This window comes from Klebsiella sp. GB_Kp056 (assembly GCF_040064755.1).
GTDB classification, from domain to species: Bacteria; Pseudomonadota; Gammaproteobacteria; order Enterobacterales; family Enterobacteriaceae; genus Klebsiella; species Klebsiella quasipneumoniae.
On the sequence record NZ_JBEAJA010000040.1, the window covers coordinates 142,395 to 159,039 of the forward strand.

Consider the following 16,645-nt stretch of genomic DNA (forward strand, 5'->3'; position numbering starts at 1 on the left):
CTGTTAGTCCAGTTCGTTATCGAGATCGTTGTTACCAGCCGCCTGAGCCGGGGCACCGGCGACGCGGTTATATTTCGGGCTCAGCTGGATGTAGAGGATTGCCATGACCGCGCCAATCACGCCCAGGGCCACCAGGTTGAAGTTGGTGAAGGCGGCGGTGACGAAGCCGAGGTAGAAGAACGGCATCAGGTAGCCCGCGCGCATCATATTGATGACCATCGCGTAACCTACAACCACGATCATGCCGCCGGCGATGTTCAGGCCGCTGGTAACCACTTCAGGGATCGCATTCAGCAGGCCCTGGACTTCGCTGGTACCGACGGAAATGGCCACGATGACGGCCGGGATAGCGATACGCATCGCCTGCAGGAACAGGGATGAGACGTGCAGCCACGACAGGGCGGTCAGGTTGCCATTCTCCGCCGCTTTATCCGCTGCGTGCTGGAAGGCTACGGTGATGGTACGCACGATGATGGTCAGCACCTGGCCTGCAGCCGCCAGCGGGATAGCCAGCGCGATGCCGGCGCCGATGCTCTGATGGCCGGCAATAACCAGAACGGTGGAAATAATGGACGCCAGCGCGGCATCAGGGGCAACCGCCGCACCGATGTTCATCCAGCCCAGGGCGATCATTTCCAGCGTACCGCCGATGATAATACCGGTTTTCATATCGCCGAGAACGGCGCCGATCAGCGTACAGGCGACCAGTGGACGGTGGAACTGAAATTCATCAAGCACCGACTCCATACCCGCAATACACGCGACGATGAACACCAGCACAATCTGAAGAAGGGTAATCTCCATTGTACTTCTCCTGTTGATTAAGTCTTAAAGTGAAAACTGGGGCGCGATCGTCCGGGTTATTTATCAACCTTGGCGATCAGATCCATCATTTTCAGTTTCGGGTCGGTGGACACTTTACGTGCCTCCAGCTCGATACCGCGTGCGTTCAGCTTGTTAAACGCCTCAATATCTTTGGCATCGACCGAAATCGCGTTGTTAACCTGGGTTTTGCCCTGGCGGAACGCCATACCGCCGATGTTGACGCTGGTGATTTTCACGCCGCCCTCGACGACGCGCTCAACGTCGGTCGGGTTAGTAAACAGCAGCATCACGCGCTGTCCGGCGTACATCGGGTTGTTGTAGACGCGGATCATTTTGGCGACGTCCACCACGTGGGCGGTGACGCCCGGCGGCGCAACCTGGGTCAACAGGGTTTTGCGCACGGTATCCGCGGCGACTTCATCGCTGACGACGATGATGCGGGTGACGTTGGTCTCTTTGGTCCAGCGGGTGGCGACCTGACCATGGATCAGGCGGTCGTCGATACGCGCAAGGCCAATGACCATGTAGTCATTCGGGCCCATCGGTTTGGCCGGGGCGGCGGCTTTTGGCGCCGCGGCAGGAGCGGGCGCAGGGGCCGCTTTTTCCACCGGTTTGGCCTTCAGCGCTTTCACGCCTTCGCTGCCGGTCTCTACCGCTAAGGCGACCAGCTCATCAAAGGAAGGATCGTCATCGCGGGCCATGAAGGTTTCCACCAGCATCGGGATGTTGACGCCGGCGATGACTTCGTAATGCTCTTTATCGACGACAATGCGGCTCGCAGCGTTGAACGGGCTGCCTCCCCATGTATCGACGAGAAACAGCACGCCTTTACTGGTATCCAGTTTTGCCAACTGGGCATTGTATTTCTCGATCAGCGTTTCGGCGTTTTCACCCGGAACGAAATCGATCCAGCCAACGTTTTCCTGCTCGCCCAACAGCATCTCTGCTGTTTTCAGCAGCTGTTCTGCAGCCCAACCATGTGTGCCTATTACAATAGCAATCGTCACTTGCTACCTCCTTTATTATCGTGAATGCATCATCTGCTTTGATACATCCTGAATCACTCTTGAGGACAAAATCGATTCAGTTAGGGTGTAAGATAGAAAATAGTTACTACCGCGAATTATTTTAGACAGTGAAAAAATAATTAATGTGATGAAGATCCGTTAATCAGGCATCGCCTGGTAATAATTTTGCAGCGCAAAAAATAGCCTTAGTTATTGCAAATTCAGGTAAATCTTTTCCAATTTCGATCTATATTTTGCTATGTTTAACTTCCGTTTAATTACTCAGGAGTATAGGGCATAGCCCGCAGTATGGACCGTCATCGACGTCTTTTCACTTTCTGGCACCTGGTTGCCACCTCCACGCATCACGCTTATCTCTCAGCATCTATTGTCGCGTCCGTGCATGACATGGCGATGACTGACGTTGCCGCTAACCGGAGTCGCACATGGAATTGTTAATGGATCCCTCAATCTGGGCCGGCCTGTTGACGCTTATCGTTCTGGAAATTGTGCTCGGTATCGATAACCTGGTGTTTATTGCCATCCTGGCGGACAAACTGCCGCCGAAGCAGCGTGATAAAGCGCGACTGATCGGCCTGTCGCTGGCGCTGGTGATGCGCCTGGGGCTGCTGTCGGTGATCTCCTGGATGGTGACGCTGACTAAACCGCTGATTACTATCGCCGATTTCTCCTTTTCCGGGCGTGACCTCATCATGCTGCTCGGCGGGATCTTCTTGCTGTTCAAGGCGACAACCGAGCTGCATGAACGGCTGGAAAACCGCCAGCATGACGCCGGTCACGGGAAAGGCTATGCCAGTTTCTGGGTGGTGGTACTGCAGATCGTGGTGCTGGATGCTGTCTTCTCTCTGGATGCGGTGATCACCGCGGTCGGGATGGTGAACCATCTGCCGGTGATGATGGCGGCGGTCGTGATCGCGATGATTATGATGCTGCTGGCGTCGAAGCCGTTGACGCGCTTTGTCAACCAGCACCCGACGGTGGTGGTGCTCTGTCTGAGCTTCCTGTTGATGATCGGCCTGAGCCTGGTGGCGGAAGGGTTTGGCTTCCATATTCCGAAAGGGTACCTGTACGCGGCGATCGGTTTCTCGATCATCATTGAGTTCTTTAACCAGGTGGCGCGCCGCAACTTTGTTCGTCACCAGTCGACGCTGCCGCTGCGCGCCCGTACCGCGGATGCGATCCTGCGCCTGATGGGTGGCCGTAAACAGGCCTCCGTCAACCATGACGCCGACAGCCCGGCGTCGGTGCCGGTACCGGAGGGCGCCTTTGCGGAAGAAGAGCGCTACATGATTAACGGCGTGCTGACGCTGGCTCAGCGCTCTCTGCGCAGCATCATGACTCCGCGCGGGGAAATCAGCTGGGTGGACGCTGAGCAGAGTGAAGATGAAATTCGCCGTCAGCTGCTTTCGTCGCCGCACAGTCTGTTCCCGGTCTGCCGCGGAGAACTGGACGAAATCATTGGCATCGTGCGGGCGAAAGAGATGCTGGTGGCCCTGGAGTCGGGCGAAAACGTCGCGGCGCTGGCCTCCGCCTCTCCGGCGATTGTGGTGCCTGAAACGCTGGACCCGATCAATCTGCTCGGCGTCCTGCGTCGCGCGCGCGGCAGTTTCGTCATCGTGACCAATGAATTTGGCGTGGTGCAGGGGCTGGTGACGCCGCTGGACGTCCTGGAAGCGATCGCCGGTGAATTCCCGGACGCCGATGAGACGCCGGAGATCGTTATCGATGGCGACGGTTGGCTTATTAAGGGGTCGACCGACCTGCATGCGCTGCAGCAGGCGCTGGGGCTGGATCCGCTGATCAATGACGATGAGGATATTGCCACCGTTGCCGGTCTGGTGATCTCCGCCAATGGCCATATCCCGCGCATTGGCGACGTGGTGTCGCTGCCGCCGCTGCATTTCACCGTGGTGGAAGCGAATGACTACCGGGTCGATCTGGTTCGCGCGGTGGTCACCCGTCCGCCGAGCGACGAAGAAGAGTAATCGTCCTGCGCGCCGGTCCCCGTGGGGGCCGGCGAGTTATTCTGTTGCCTCTTGACTGGCCAGCCACGCCGGGAACGCCTCCACCGGCATCGGCCGCGCATAATAAAACCCCTGCAGCACATCGACGCCGTGGTTTCTGAGGTAGCTTTCCTGCTCCAGCGTCTCCACCCCTTCGGCAACGGTAATAATATTCAGCCGGTTGGCGAGGGAGATAATGATATCGGTCACCGTGGCATTGACGCTGTCTATCCCCACCGAGCTGGTAAACGAGCGGTCAATCTTCAGCACGTCCGGGCGCAGTTTTTCCAGCCATGAGAGCGAACTGTTGCCGGTGCCAAAGTCATCGATCGCCAGCTGTACGCCTTTCAGGTGCAGATCTTCGGCCATATGCTGGTCGCCATCCTGCAGGACATCGCGTTCGGTCAGCTCGACCACCAGCTGTTGTACCGGGTTCATGCTGAACCAGTAATTATGCAGGTCATGCAGCAGTAAGCCGTTGGCGAAGTGGCGGGCAGCGACGTTAATGGCGATATGAAATTGGCGGTCGCTGGGAAAAGCATCCAGACGGCGGGCGGTTTCGGCAATGACGTAGCGGGTGAGGGGGATGATCAGATTGTCCCCTTCGGCGATGGGAATAAACACCTCCGGCGAAATCGCTCCGCGGCGAGGGTTGTTCCAGCGCAGCAGGATCTCCACCCCGCAGCAGCGGCCGCTGCGCGCATCCTGCAGCGGCTGGCACCAGAGGGCAAACTCCCGGGCGGAAATACCGAGGCTTATCTCCCGCGAGAAGCTCATTCTTCCGGCGGTGGCCAGCCAGGCGATGCCAGTCATTAGCAGGCTGAAGATCAGCGCCAGCGGCAGCTCGCCAGGCAGTTCTTCGAGGGCGATTGTCGAGGCGCCAGGGCCGTTGATGTTGATGGTAAACGGAAACTCGCTAGAGCGTTGGCGATAAATCACCGTTCCCTGCGGGGTATGCGTTTTATCGAGAAGCCCATCGCGGCTGCTAAAATAACGATCGCCAACCTGCAGGCTGACGTCGCTTATCAGGGATGATTTTTCGTTGAGAATTAAGGTCCCCAGCAGCTCGATATTGACAATCAACATCACGCCGTCCTGGCCGCTTTCCGGGGTGGGGTACCACTGGATCAATACCGGCGTCCCTTTAAGCAGCGATTTTTCGGTTGAAAAGAGCAATAAGGGATGGGGGGCTGGCAGCGAGGGCTGCAGCTGGTGTAAATCCGCCTGCCGTTGCCCGAAAATACTCGAACAGTAAACGATACCGTCCTTCACGAGGACGACGGAACGAACGGTCTGCAACGAGGCTGCCATTTTGCGCAGGGTCAGATGGATATCCGGGCAGCGTTTGTCCACCAGAGGAAGCAGGGTGGTGCGCTCCGCGCTCAGCGGGCGCAGGATATTATTTAGCGCCGCCACCCGCTGGCTGGCGGCCGTGCGGATATAGTCTTCATTTTCGCTACGCTGCGAAATAAATCGAATGGCTAAGGTGGCGCCCAGGGTCACCAGGGCGACCAGCAGGCAGACTATAATGCGTTTGCGGCGATAGGCCGTAATGACTTTTTGTGCAGTCTGCATGTGCGACACCCTGTCGACAGGACGAGTGGTTAAGCGTGGCTTATTTAATAGAGCAATTGTAGTGGCAGAATATCGCCAGGTATAGAAAAAAGAAAATGCGCCACGGAGGGCGCATCAGGAAGGCAGGGGCTTTTAGTTACCCTCGCTCCGCGCCTGCGCCCCGGGAAGCGGCAGGCGAAAGCCAACATGTTAGTCACACTGAACTTTAATCGCCAGGCCGCCTCGCGAGGTTTCGCGGTACTTGGCGTTCATGTCTTTGCCGGTTTCGTACATGGTCTCGATCACTTTATCGAGCGAGACGCGCGGTTCGCTGGTGCGGCGCATCGCCATCCGCGCGGCGTTGATCGCTTTCACGGAGGCGATGGCGTTACGTTCTATGCACGGCACCTGTACCTGGCCGGCGACCGGGTCGCAGGTCAGGCCGAGGTTGTGTTCCATACCGATCTCCGCCGCCACGCAGACCTGCTCCGGGCTGGCGCCGAGCAGTTCAGCCAGACCCGCCGCCGCCATCGAGCAGGCGACGCCCACTTCGCCCTGACAGCCGACTTCGGCGCCGGAAATGGAGGCATTCATCTTGTACAGCGCGCCGATCGCACCGCAGGCCATAAAGTAGCGGATATAGATCTCCGGGCTGACGGATTCGATAAAGTGATCGTAATAGGCGAGTACCGCCGGAACGATGCCGCAGGCGCCGTTGGTCGGCGCGGTCACCACGCGACCGCCGGCGGCGTTCTCTTCATTGACCGCCAGCGCGAACATGTTGACCCAGTCAACGACGTTCATCGGATCGCTGGAGAGCTTATCGCTGGCCACCAGCAGACGACGCAGCGCCGAGGCGCGACGCGGCACGCGCAGCGGGCCAGGCAGCACGCCTTCGGTGTTCATGCCGCGGTCGATACAGGCGCGCATGGTCTGCCAGACATTAGCGAAATAGTCCTCGATCTCTTTTTTGCTGTGCAGCGCCAGCTCGTTCTGCATTACCATCCCGGATAGCGACAGGCCGGTCTCTTTGCAGTAGGCCAGCATTTCCTGCGCCGATTTAAACGGGTAGGGCACCTGTAGTTCGTTGGCGTTTTCTTTGCCGAAGTGCTCTTCGTCGACGATAAAGCCGCCGCCAATCGAGTAATAGGTCTTGCAGTAGATCTCTTTCTCGCCGGCCCAGGCATGAATGGTCATGCCGTTTTCGTGCAGCGGCAGATTGTCGCTGCGAAAACGCATGCCGTCATCCGCCGGGAAGTCGACTTCGTGCTGACCGTTGGCCAGCAGCAGACGGCCGCGTGTCTCGACGTCACGGATAAATGCCGGTATCGCGTCTATATCGACCGTATCGGGCTGATTGCCCGCCAGTCCCATGATAATGGCGATGTCCGTATGGTGGCCTTTGCCGGTTAATGACAGCGAACCGTAGACGTCAACCGCCACGCGGGTCACTGCATTAAGCAATCCTTTTTCGACCAGGTCATCGACGAACTGTTTACCGGCCTTCATCGGGCCAACAGTGTGGGAAGATGAGGGACCAATCCCCACCTTGAACATGTCGAATAGACTAATCACGATAATACTCCTGACAGGGTTACCGCGGGTGCGGTAACGATGTAATAACTGCGCATAGTGTAAGAGGGAAGCGCCCTGTCAGTTCAACTATTCACATGAATTAAACTAATGGATAACCGCGATTTTACTAATAGTGAGAGCGCCCTCTCATAATCAGTATAGCTAAGGGCGCGCGCCTATCTGCAGCGCCAGCTCGCGAATGATCCCGGCGGTCATCCCCCAGACAAAATAATGCTGGTACCAGGAGAGCCAGACGCGGTGGTCGTTGCCCCGGCGGTGGATATCGAGCGGATGATAGCGCCCGAGGCGCAGGGCCTCGGCGAGCGGCATTTCAAATACCGCGGAGACTTCGTCCTGGCTGGCGTGATAGTGCAGATCCGGCGGAATAATACCCACCACCGGCGTCACCTGGAAGCCGGTGACGCTGTCCACCGGCGGCAGAACGCCAATCACCTCAACCGTCTCCGGCGGGATCGCCACCTCTTCCTGGGCTTCGCGCAGAGCGGCGGCGATAAGGGTCGCATCAGTATTATCTACCGCCCCGCCGGGAAAGGCGACCTGGCCGGCGTGCTTGCGCAGCAGCGGCGAGCGCTGGGTCAGCAGCAGGCCAGGCTGCGGCCGGCGCACGATCGGCACCAGTACCGCCGCCTGCCGCTGATTGAGCGCATGGCGCGAAGGCTGAGGGCGCAGCAGCTGGAAGCGGGACAGAAAATCATCCAGATTGAGGGCGTGGTCCGCCATGGTCTAGTTCTCCAGTTGGTGCAGGATACGATTAACTTTATCAAAAGTTTCCTGATATTCCGCATCTTCCTCGCTGTCCGCGACGATACCGCCCCCGGCGGAGCAATACAGTTGCCCCTGCCAGGCCGTCAGGGTGCGAATGGTGATGCTGGTATCCATATTGCCGCAATAGCTCAGATAGCCGACGCTCCCGCACCAGGCGTTGCGTCGCTGGGGTTCCAGTTCATCAATAATCTCCATCGCCCGTACCTTCGGCGCGCCGGTGATCGACCCTCCGGGGAAGGCGGCGCGCAGCAGATCGCTGGCATGAAGCGTCGCCGGCAGGCGGGCGGTGATGGTGCTGACCAGATGATGGACCGCCGGGAACGGCTCCACCACGAACAGCTCGGGGACCCGCACGCTGCCCGGGACGGCGACGCGGCCAATGTCGTTGCGCATCAGGTCGACAATCATTAAATTCTCAGCGCGGTCTTTCGGCGAGTTCGCCAGCTTCTCCGCCTGCTGCGCATCCGCCAGCGGCGAATCGAGCCGCGGCAGGGTGCCCTTAATCGGGCGCGTCTGGATCTCACCCTGGCGGAGCTGAATAAATCGCTCCGGCGACAGGCTTAAAATCGCCCCTTCCGCAAGGCGGATGAAGGCGCTAAAGGGGGCGCGGTTGGCGGCGTTCAGCCGGCGGAAGGCCAGCCATTCATCCCCGACGTAGCGGGCCTGAAAACGCTGGGCGAGGTTGACCTGATAGCAGTCACCGCTGCGCAGATAGGCCTGCACCTGACGAAATTTCTCGCCGTACTGCTGGCGGCTCATATTTGACTGCCAGGCCGAGGTCAGGGCGAAGGTTTCACCCGGCGCCGGCGTTTGCGCCTCCAGCCACTGCAGACGCTGCTGCGGGTCGTCATAGCTGAGCAGCGACACCTGCTGGCGCTGATGGTCGACGATCAGCGCCCAGTCATAAATCCCCACCGCCATATCCGGCAGCGCGATATCGGCCTGCGCGGCAGCGGGAAGTCGCTCAAAACGGCGGCCCAGATCGTAACCGAAAAGCCCCAGCGCGCCGCCAAGAAACGGCAGATCCTCATGGGGCTGCGGCGTGAACGGCTGACGATCCAGCTGCTGCTGAAGCAGTTGCAGCGGATCGTCAGCCGAGACAAAAACGGTCTCGCCGTCATCGATCCAGGTCTGTTCACCGCGCGTCAGCAACGTGGCGCGCGGGGCCGCCACCAGGATATCAAAACGGTTATGCGGATGGTCGGCAAAGCCGGAATGCAGCAGCATCGCCCAGGGCGTGGCGCTTAACGGCGTAAAATAGTATTCGGCGGCATCCGGGCGCCAGGGCAGGGTAATAATCGCGGGGGACAACATCTTTCTCGATCCTGAACGTTACCGTCCCTCTGGCGTAGGCGGGGACGGCGTGAAATAATTACGCCCCACAATGTAGCAGGAGTACAAGATGTTTGCAGGTTTACCTTCGCTGAGCCACGAGCAACAGCAAAAAGCGGTCGAACGTATCCAGGAACTGATGGCCCAGGGGATGAGCAGCGGCCAGGCGATTGCCCTGGTGGCGGAAGAGCTACGCGCGACGCATACCGGCGAACGGATCGTCGCGCGCTTTGAAGATGAAGACGAAGACGAGTAATTACACCGCGGCGATGATTTTGATCTCAACTTTATATTGCGGGTTCATCAGCGTCGCTTCCACCGTGCAGCGCACCGGGGCGTGACCGGCTACCACCCAGGCGTCCCAGGCTTTATTCATCGCCGCAAAGTCGCTTTTGTCGGCAAGGAAAATAGTGGCGTCAAGAATACGCGACTTGTCGCTGCCCTGTTTTTCCAGCACCGCGTCAATCTGCGCCAGGGTGTTGGCGGTCTGCTCGAAGGCATCGGCATCAAGATTCGCCGGTACGCCGGTGTAGTAAAGGGTCTGATTGTGGATCACTACATCTGACCAGCGGGCTTCGGCATCAATACGCGTAATTGTCATTTCTCATTCCTCTTTGAGCATTCCATTCGGCAGCGGCAAGACTGCCATAATGTTCCGCTCGCGTCACTACCCGGACTGGCGAAACGCCGTCCTCCCTGACATAATCACTGTCCAAATAACCAGGGGGCAATGTGATCGACGATTTTGCAGCAGACGGCCAGCTAGCCAAAGCCATACCGGGATTTAAACCGCGCGAGCCGCAGCGCCAGATGGCAGTGGCGGTCAGCGAAGCGATTGAGGCCTCCCGGCCGCTGGTGGTGGAAGCGGGGACTGGAACCGGTAAAACCTACGCTTACCTGGCGCCGGCGCTGCGGGCGAAAAAAAAGGTGATTATCTCCACCGGGTCGAAAGCGCTGCAGGATCAGCTCTACAGCCGCGATCTGCCCACCGTCGCCAAAGCGCTGAAATTCACCGGCAAACTGGCGCTGCTAAAAGGGCGCTCCAACTACCTGTGCCTCGAACGCCTGGAACAGCAGGCGCTGGCGGGGGGCGATCTGCCGGTGCAAACCCTCAGCGACGTGATCCTCCTGCGCTCCTGGTCGAACCAAACCCAGGATGGCGATATCAGCACCTGCGCCAGCGTGGCGGAAGATTCCCTGGCCTGGCCGCTGGTCACCAGCACCAACGATAACTGCCTCGGCAGCGACTGCCCGCTGTATAAAGATTGCTTCGTGGTGAAGGCGCGTAAAAAAGCGATGGACGCCGACGTGGTGGTGGTCAACCATCATCTGTTTCTTGCCGATATGGTGGTCAAAGAGAGCGGCTTTGCCGAACTGATCCCCGAGGCGGAGGTGATGATCTTCGACGAAGCCCATCAGCTGCCGGATATCGCCAGCCAGTACTTTGGCCAGTCGCTCTCCAGCCGCCAGCTGCTGGATCTGGCGAAAGACATCACCATTGCCTACCGCACCGAACTGAAAGACACCCAGCAGCTGCAAAAATGCGCCGACCGCCTGGCGCAAAGCGCCCAGGATTTTCGCCTGCAGCTGGGGGACCCGGGCTACCGCGGCAACCTGCGCGAGCTGCTGGCGGACAGCCACATTCAGCGGGCGCTGCTGCTGCTCGATGATGCTCTTGAACTGTGTTACGACGTCGCCAAGCTCTCGCTGGGGCGCTCGGCGCTGCTCGACGCCGCCTTTGAGCGCGCCACGCTTTATCGCGGGCGTCTGAAGCGGCTGAAAGAGATCAATCAGCCGGGCTACAGCTACTGGTATGAGTGCACCTCGCGCCACTTTACCCTTGCGCTGACGCCGTTGACCGTGGCCGAGAAGTTTAAAGAGGTGATGGCGCAGAAGTCGGGAAGCTGGATCTTTACCTCGGCGACGCTGTCGGTAAATGACGATCTCCACCACTTCACCGCCCGGCTGGGGATCGACGAGGCGCAGACTCTGCTGCTGCCTAGCCCCTTTGACTATCAGCATCAGGCGCTGCTCTGCGTACCGCGTAATCTACCGCTGCCGAACCAGCCCGGCGCGGCGCGCCATCTGGCGGCCATGCTTAAACCGCTGATCGAGGCTAACGACGGTCGCTGCTTTATGCTGTGTACTTCGCACGCCATGATGCGCGATCTGGCGGAGCAGTTCCGCGCCACCATGACCCTGCCGGTGCTGCTGCAGGGGGAGACCAGTAAAGGCCAGCTGCTGCAGCAGTTCGTCAACGCCGGCAACGCCCTGCTGGTGGCCACCAGCAGCTTCTGGGAAGGGGTCGATGTGCGCGGAGACGCGCTGTCGCTGGTGATCATCGATAAGCTGCCGTTTACCTCGCCGGACGACCCGCTGCTGAAAGCGCGGATGGAAGATTGCCGGCTACGCGGCGGCGATCCGTTCGATGAAGTGCAGCTCCCGGACGCGGTGATCACCCTCAAGCAGGGGGTGGGCCGACTGATCCGCGATATCGACGACCGTGGGGTGCTGGTTATCTGTGACAACCGGCTGGTGATGCGCCCTTACGGCGCGGTGTTCCTGGCCAGCCTGCCGCCCGCGCCGCGGACCCGCGATATCCGCCGGGCGGTGCGCTTCCTCGCCGTGCCGCCGGCAAGGTAATCCGCCCTAAAATGTGTTAAGCTGCGCGCCATTTTGTTAATTAGCGGTTCCCACTAGACTTCGGGCGGTGTGGCGACGGATTGACCGTCTGCCGGTAAACAGGCTGCCTGAAGGCCTGAACTATGTAACGAGAGCGTGACCACCCATGCGAATTTTGGCTATCGATACCGCCACAGAGGCCTGCTCCGCGGCGCTGTGGAATGATGGCACCCTTAGTGCTCATTTCGAAATTTGTCCCCGCGAACACACCCAACGTATCCTGCCGCTGGTGCAGGAGGTTCTCACCGAGAGCGGCACCACTCTGACCGAGCTGGACGCGCTGGCCTTTGGCCGCGGCCCGGGCAGCTTTACCGGCGTGCGTATCGGCATCGGTATCGCCCAGGGGCTGGCGCTCGGCGCGGAGCTGCCGATGATCGGCGTTTCCACGCTGGCCACCATGGCGCAGGGCGCCTGGCGCAAAACCGGCACCACACGCGTGCTGGCGGCGATTGACGCCAGGATGGGTGAAGTCTACTGGGCTGAGTACCAGCGCGACGAGCAGGGCGTCTGGCACGGCGAAGAGACGGAAGCGGTGCTCAAACCGGACGCGGTGGCCGAACGGCTGGCGCAGCTTTCCGGCGAATGGGCCACCGTCGGCACCGGCTGGCAGGCGTGGCCGGATCTGGCGAAAGAGAGCGGACTGACCTTAAGCAGCGGCGAAATTGAACTGCCGGCGGCAGAGGATATGCTGCCGTTAGCCTGTTATCTGCTGGCGGCAGGGAAAACCGTGGCCGTGGAGAAAGCGGAGCCGGTTTATTTGCGTAACGAGGTGGCGTGGAAGAAACTTCCGGGCCGCGAGTGAATCTCAGTAACAAGAAGACTGAGAAAAGGAGTCGCATCATGGCGGGTCAAAAACAGGGCGTTCGCTGGCTGCTGGCCGCGGCGGTTGCCGTTGCGCTGAGCGGCTGCGTATCGGTGCCGGATGCCATCAAAGGCACCAGCCCCACGCCGCAGCAGGATTTGGTGCGGGTGATGAACGCCCCGCAGCTGTACGTTGGTCAGGAAGCGCGCTTTGGCGGCAAGGTGGTCAACGTGCAGAACCAGCAGGGTAAAACCCGCTTAGAAATCGCTACCGTGCCGCTGGACAGCGGTGCGCGACCGGAACTGGGCGAACCCTCGCGCGGGCGAATCTTTGCCGATGTTAACGGCTTCCTCGATCCGGTGGATTTCCGGGGTCAGCTGGTGACCGTGGTCGGGCCGATTGCCGGGGTGGTCGATGGCAAAGTGGGTAGCACGCCCTACAAATTTATGCTGATGAACGCCACCGGCTACAAACGCTGGAACGTGGTGCAGCAGGTGGTGATGCCCCCGCAGCCCATCGACCCGTGGATGCTGGGTCCCCGCCCCTGGGGGTACGGCTATGGCGGATGGGGATGGTACAACCCCGGCCCTGCTGAGGTAAGAAACGTTGTAACTGAATGATTTTGTTGTTTTTGTTAGTTCAAAGAAACAGCGGCCAGTCCGCTGTTTCTTTGTTTTCAGTCGAATAAGAAAAAAAATAGTGACGCGCTTCGCAACCTGCTCATTGCCTAATTAATAAACTGGTACGCTGAGTTAATATAATGTTAACAAAATGTATTTCCCAGGGGCTGTGATGACGACGAATAACTATTTCAGAGGTGATGCAGTGAAAAAGGTTTGGCTAAACCGTTATCCCGCAGATGTTCCGGCGGAGATAAATCCTGACCGCTATCAATCCCTGGTTGAACTGTTTGAACATGCCACCACCCGCTACGCCGACCAACCGGCGTTTATCAATATGGGTGAAGTGATGACCTACCGTAAGCTGGAAGAGCGCAGTCGCGCCTTCGCCGCTTACCTTCAGGAGGGCTTAGGGTTACAGAAGGGCGATCGGGTGGCCCTGATGATGCCTAACCTGCTGCAGTATCCGGTGGCCCTGTTTGGCATCCTGCGCGCCGGGATGATCGTGGTCAACGTCAACCCCTTATATACCCCGCGGGAACTGGAGCATCAGCTCAACGACAGCGGCGCGGCGGCGATCGTCATCGTCTCCAACTTTGCCCATACCCTGGAAAAAGTGGTGGCGAAGACCCAGGTGAAACACGTGATCCTGACGCGCATGGGCGATCAGCTCTCCACCGCCAAAGGCACGCTGGTGAACTTTGTGGTTAAGTACATCAAGCGCCTGGTGCCGAAGTACCATCTGCCGGATGCCATCTCGTTTCGCAGCGCGCTGCAGCACGGCTATCGCATGCAGTATGTGAAGCCGGAGATCGTAGCGGAAGATCTGGCGTTTCTGCAGTACACCGGGGGCACTACCGGGGTGGCTAAAGGGGCGATGCTGACCCATCGCAACATGCTGGCCAACCTCGAGCAGGTCAATGCCACCTACGGCCCGCTGCTGCATCGCGGCAAAGAGTTTGTGGTGACCGCGCTGCCGCTGTATCACATTTTCGCCCTCACCATGAACTGCCTGCTGTTTATCGAGCTGGGCGGGCAGAATCTGCTGATCACCAACCCGCGCGACATACCCGGACTGGTGAAGGAGCTGGCGAAATATCCCTTTACCGCCATGACCGGGGTCAATACCCTGTTCAACGCCTTGCTGAACAACAAAGAGTTCCAGCAGCTTGATTTCTCCTCGCTGCACCTCTCCGCCGGCGGCGGCATGCCGGTGCAGCAGGCGGTGGCTGAGCGCTGGGTGAAACTGACCGGGCAATATCTGCTTGAGGGCTACGGACTGACCGAGTGTTCGCCTCTGGTCAGCGTCAACCCCCACGATATCGACTACCACAGCGGCAGCATTGGTCTGCCGGTGCCTTCCACCGAAGCCAAACTGGTGGATGATGACGATAACGAAGTGGCGCCGGGCCAGCCTGGCGAACTCTGTATCAAGGGGCCGCAGGTGATGCTGGGCTACTGGCAGCGACCTGACGCGACGGATGAGATCATCAAGAACGGCTGGCTGCACACCGGGGATATCGCGGTGATGGATGAAGAGGGGTTCCTGCGCATCGTCGATCGGAAAAAAGATATGATCCTGGTGTCGGGTTTTAACGTCTATCCGAATGAAATCGAAGATGTGGTCATGCAGCACAGCGGCGTGCTGGAGGTGGCGGCCATCGGCGTGCCGTCCGGCAGCAGCGGCGAAGCGGTGAAGATCTTCGTGGTGAAGAAAGATGCCGCGTTAACCGAAGAAGCGCTGATTACGTTCTGCCGACGCCATTTGACCGGCTATAAGGTGCCGAAACTGGTGGAATTCCGTGACGAACTGCCGAAATCCAACGTCGGGAAAATTTTGCGGCGAGAACTGCGTGACGAAGCGCGCGCTAAAGTGGACAATAAAGGCTGAGTAACGAATGAGTCGCCAGACGCCGGCTACGCCGGCGTTTTTTATGGGCGCAAGTTAAGAGAGTATGCTTTGAACTATCAGATGATCACCACCGACGATGGCCTGCGCGCTGTCTGCGAAGCGGCAAGCGCGGCCTCCGCCGTCGCTCTGGATACGGAATTTGTCCGTACCCGCACCTATTACCCGCAGCTGGGCCTGCTGCAGCTGTTCGACGGCCACCTGGTCTCTCTGATCGATCCCTTGACGATTAACGACTGGGCGCCGATGCGCAACCTGCTGCTCAATCCGGATGTGACCAAATATCTGCATGCCGGCAGCGAAGATTTAGAAGTCTTCCTCAACGCGTTCAACCTGATGCCGCAGCCGCTGATCGACACCCAGATCCTGGCGGCCTTCTGCGGTCGGCCGATGTCCTGGGGCTTTGCCTCGATGGTGGAAGAGTATTCCGGGGTCGCGCTGGACAAAAGCGAATCCCGCACCGACTGGCTGGCGCGACCGCTGACCGAGCGTCAGTGTGAATACGCAGCGGCCGACGTCTGGTACCTGCTGCCGATCGCCAGCCAATTAATGGCGGAGACCGATCGCGCGGGCTGGCTATCGGCGGCACTGGACGAATGTCGCCTGATGCAGCAGCGCCGTCAGGAGGTGGTCGACCCGGCCGAGGCCTGGCGCGATATCGGCAACGCCTGGCAGCTGCGTACCCGCCAGCTGGGCTGCCTGCAGCTGCTGGCGGAGTGGCGTCTGCGCAAAGCGCGTGAGCGCGACCTGGCGGTGAACTTTGTGGTGCGGGAAGAGCATCTGTGGAGCGTGGCGCGCTATATGCCCACCAGCCTCGGCGAGCTCGACAGCCTCGGGTTGTCCGGTAGCGAAATTCGCTTCCATGGCAAAACGCTGATCGGCCTGGTCGAGAAAGCCCAGGCGCTGCCGGAGTCGTCGCTGCCGGCGCCGCTGCAGAATCTGATCGACATGCCGGGCTACCGCAAAGCCTTTAAAGAGATTAAAGCGCTGGTGCAGGAAGTGAGCGCGGAGAAGGGCGTAAGCGCGGAGCTGCTGGCGTCGCGTCGACAGATCAACCAGCTGCTGAACTGGCACTGGCAGCTGAAAACGCAGGCCGCTGAGCCTGAGCTGATTTCCGGTTGGCGTGGTGAGCTGATGGGCGAACGGCTGAAGAGGCTGTTAAACGACTATCCGCGCTAGCGGGCGGGTCTGGTTCAGGGTATAAAAAAACCGGCTGCGCGTGGCGTAGCCGGTTTTTTTTCGGGATGGAACAGCTGGTCAGGGTTTCGACTCTTCCGTTTCGGGTAGGGTCACGTTCAGCTCAAGAATGGAAATATCACCGTCCCGTTGCTCCAGCTGCACGCTGACCATCTCCGGGTCGATCTGCACGTATTTACAGATCACTTCCAGGATATCTTTGCGCAACTGCGGCAGGTAATGCGGCTCCGCGTCCCCGCGGCGGCGCTCGGCGACGATGATTTGCAGGCGTTCTTTCGCAATATTAGCCGTGTTCTTTTTTCGCGAGAGAAAAAAGTCGAGTAAAGCCATAA

General features: G+C 59.3%; 15 protein-coding genes. 7 read left to right on the forward strand and 8 right to left on the reverse strand.

Going from position 1 to position 16,645, the window contains the following annotated elements:
• Nucleotides 1–3 precede the first annotated feature (3 nt).
• Both ABLV52_RS07610 and manX read right to left on the reverse strand, forming a co-directional pair.
• Nucleotides 4–804 carry a PTS mannose/fructose/sorbose transporter subunit IIC gene (locus ABLV52_RS07610; RefSeq protein ID WP_004203359.1) on the reverse strand — a complete coding sequence of 267 codons (801 nt, stop codon included), beginning with the start codon at nt 802–804 and terminating at the stop codon, nt 4–6.
• A 56-nt stretch (nt 805–860) separates the two neighbouring features.
• On the reverse strand, nt 861–1,832 hold the full coding sequence (gene manX / locus ABLV52_RS07615) for a PTS mannose transporter subunit IIAB (RefSeq protein WP_004203357.1): 972 nt from the start codon (nt 1,830–1,832) through the stop codon (nt 861–863).
• A 446-nt stretch (nt 1,833–2,278) separates the two neighbouring features.
• Between manX and yoaE the strand changes: the two genes are divergently transcribed.
• The gene (yoaE, locus tag ABLV52_RS07620) at nt 2,279–3,838 is read left to right on the forward strand and encodes a CNNM family cation transport protein YoaE (protein WP_023290217.1); all 1,560 of its coding nucleotides are present in this window, start codon (nt 2,279–2,281) and stop codon (nt 3,836–3,838) included.
• A 36-nt stretch (nt 3,839–3,874) separates the two neighbouring features.
• On the opposite strand, the gene ABLV52_RS07625 is transcribed toward yoaE, so the two are convergent.
• The 4 genes from ABLV52_RS07625 to pabB all read right to left on the reverse strand — a co-directional run bounded on the left by ABLV52_RS07625 (nt 3,875) and on the right by pabB (nt 9,085).
• Nucleotides 3,875–5,431 (reverse strand): EAL domain-containing protein, encoded by a 1,557-nt coding sequence (locus tag ABLV52_RS07625; protein ID WP_348890231.1) that lies wholly within the window; start codon nt 5,429–5,431, stop codon nt 3,875–3,877.
• A 189-nt stretch (nt 5,432–5,620) separates the two neighbouring features.
• Entirely contained in the window at nt 5,621–6,985 is a 1,365-nt protein-coding gene (sdaA, locus tag ABLV52_RS07630; RefSeq protein WP_004203344.1) for an L-serine ammonia-lyase, read from the reverse strand.
• A 162-nt stretch (nt 6,986–7,147) separates the two neighbouring features.
• Nucleotides 7,148–7,726, reverse strand: a complete 579-nt coding sequence (locus ABLV52_RS07635; RefSeq protein ID WP_023290215.1) for a CoA pyrophosphatase — start codon at nt 7,724–7,726, stop codon at nt 7,148–7,150.
• A 3-nt stretch (nt 7,727–7,729) separates the two neighbouring features.
• Nucleotides 7,730–9,085 carry an aminodeoxychorismate synthase component 1 gene (pabB, locus tag ABLV52_RS07640; protein WP_348890232.1) on the reverse strand — a complete coding sequence of 452 codons (1,356 nt, stop codon included), beginning with the start codon at nt 9,083–9,085 and terminating at the stop codon, nt 7,730–7,732.
• 88 nt (nt 9,086–9,173) lie between these two features.
• Here pabB and ABLV52_RS07645 point away from each other — a divergent pair, with 88 nt between their 5' ends.
• A complete protein-coding gene (locus ABLV52_RS07645; RefSeq protein WP_004203339.1) occupies nt 9,174–9,359 on the forward strand; it encodes a YoaH family protein in 186 nt (61 codons plus the stop codon).
• On the opposite strand, the gene ABLV52_RS07650 is transcribed toward ABLV52_RS07645, so the two are convergent.
• Nucleotides 9,360–9,704 carry a RidA family protein gene (locus ABLV52_RS07650; protein ID WP_002910910.1) on the reverse strand — a complete coding sequence of 115 codons (345 nt, stop codon included), beginning with the start codon at nt 9,702–9,704 and terminating at the stop codon, nt 9,360–9,362.
• A 131-nt stretch (nt 9,705–9,835) separates the two neighbouring features.
• On the opposite strand from ABLV52_RS07650, the gene ABLV52_RS07655 reads away from it, so the two are divergent.
• The 5 genes from ABLV52_RS07655 to rnd all read left to right on the forward strand — a co-directional run bounded on the left by ABLV52_RS07655 (nt 9,836) and on the right by rnd (nt 16,295).
• Nucleotides 9,836–11,746, forward strand: coding sequence for an ATP-dependent DNA helicase (locus ABLV52_RS07655; RefSeq protein ID WP_348890233.1), 1,911 nt, complete (start codon nt 9,836–9,838; stop codon nt 11,744–11,746).
• Nucleotides 11,747–11,891: 145 nt separating this feature from the next.
• Complete coding sequence (gene tsaB, locus ABLV52_RS07660; protein WP_348890234.1) at nt 11,892–12,587, forward strand: tRNA (adenosine(37)-N6)-threonylcarbamoyltransferase complex dimerization subunit type 1 TsaB; 696 nt, start codon at nt 11,892–11,894, stop codon at nt 12,585–12,587.
• Between the two features lie 38 nt (nt 12,588–12,625).
• Nucleotides 12,626–13,207 carry a Slp family lipoprotein gene (locus tag ABLV52_RS07665; RefSeq protein WP_032453356.1) on the forward strand — a complete coding sequence of 194 codons (582 nt, stop codon included), beginning with the start codon at nt 12,626–12,628 and terminating at the stop codon, nt 13,205–13,207.
• 205 nt (nt 13,208–13,412) lie between these two features.
• Complete coding sequence (fadD, locus tag ABLV52_RS07670) at nt 13,413–15,098, forward strand: long-chain-fatty-acid--CoA ligase FadD (protein WP_085551111.1); 1,686 nt, start codon at nt 13,413–13,415, stop codon at nt 15,096–15,098.
• Nucleotides 15,099–15,179: 81 nt separating this feature from the next.
• Nucleotides 15,180–16,295, forward strand: a complete 1,116-nt coding sequence (rnd, locus tag ABLV52_RS07675; protein WP_348890262.1) for a ribonuclease D — start codon at nt 15,180–15,182, stop codon at nt 16,293–16,295.
• 78 nt (nt 16,296–16,373) lie between these two features.
• Here the strand turns inward: rnd and minE are convergent, their stop codons facing one another.
• Complete coding sequence (gene minE / locus ABLV52_RS07680) at nt 16,374–16,643, reverse strand: cell division topological specificity factor MinE (protein WP_004103270.1); 270 nt, start codon at nt 16,641–16,643, stop codon at nt 16,374–16,376.
• Between the last annotated feature and the right edge of the window lie 2 nt (nt 16,644–16,645).

Bases quoted from the DNA above. Each gene is read 5' to 3' on its own strand.
- minE (WP_004103270.1), bottom strand. From the start codon at position 16,643: ATGGCTTTACTCGACTTTTTTCTCTCGCGAAAAAAGAACACGGCTAAT.
- ABLV52_RS07635 (WP_023290215.1), bottom strand. From the start codon at position 7,726: ATGGCGGACCACGCCCTCAATCTGGATGATTTTCTGTCCCGCTTCCAG.
- ABLV52_RS07665 (WP_032453356.1), top strand. From the start codon at position 12,626: ATGGCGGGTCAAAAACAGGGCGTTCGCTGGCTGCTGGCCGCGGCGGTT.
- tsaB (WP_348890234.1), top strand. From the start codon at position 11,892: ATGCGAATTTTGGCTATCGATACCGCCACAGAGGCCTGCTCCGCGGCG.
- yoaE (WP_023290217.1), top strand. From the start codon at position 2,279: ATGGAATTGTTAATGGATCCCTCAATCTGGGCCGGCCTGTTGACGCTT.
- rnd (WP_348890262.1), top strand. From the start codon at position 15,180: ATGATCACCACCGACGATGGCCTGCGCGCTGTCTGCGAAGCGGCAAGC.
- ABLV52_RS07625 (WP_348890231.1), bottom strand. From the start codon at position 5,431: ATGCAGACTGCACAAAAAGTCATTACGGCCTATCGCCGCAAACGCATT.
- ABLV52_RS07645 (WP_004203339.1), top strand. From the start codon at position 9,174: ATGTTTGCAGGTTTACCTTCGCTGAGCCACGAGCAACAGCAAAAAGCG.
- ABLV52_RS07610 (WP_004203359.1), bottom strand. From the start codon at position 804: ATGGAGATTACCCTTCTTCAGATTGTGCTGGTGTTCATCGTCGCGTGT.
- ABLV52_RS07650 (WP_002910910.1), bottom strand. From the start codon at position 9,704: ATGACAATTACGCGTATTGATGCCGAAGCCCGCTGGTCAGATGTAGTG.
- pabB (WP_348890232.1), bottom strand. From the start codon at position 9,085: ATGTTGTCCCCCGCGATTATTACCCTGCCCTGGCGCCCGGATGCCGCC.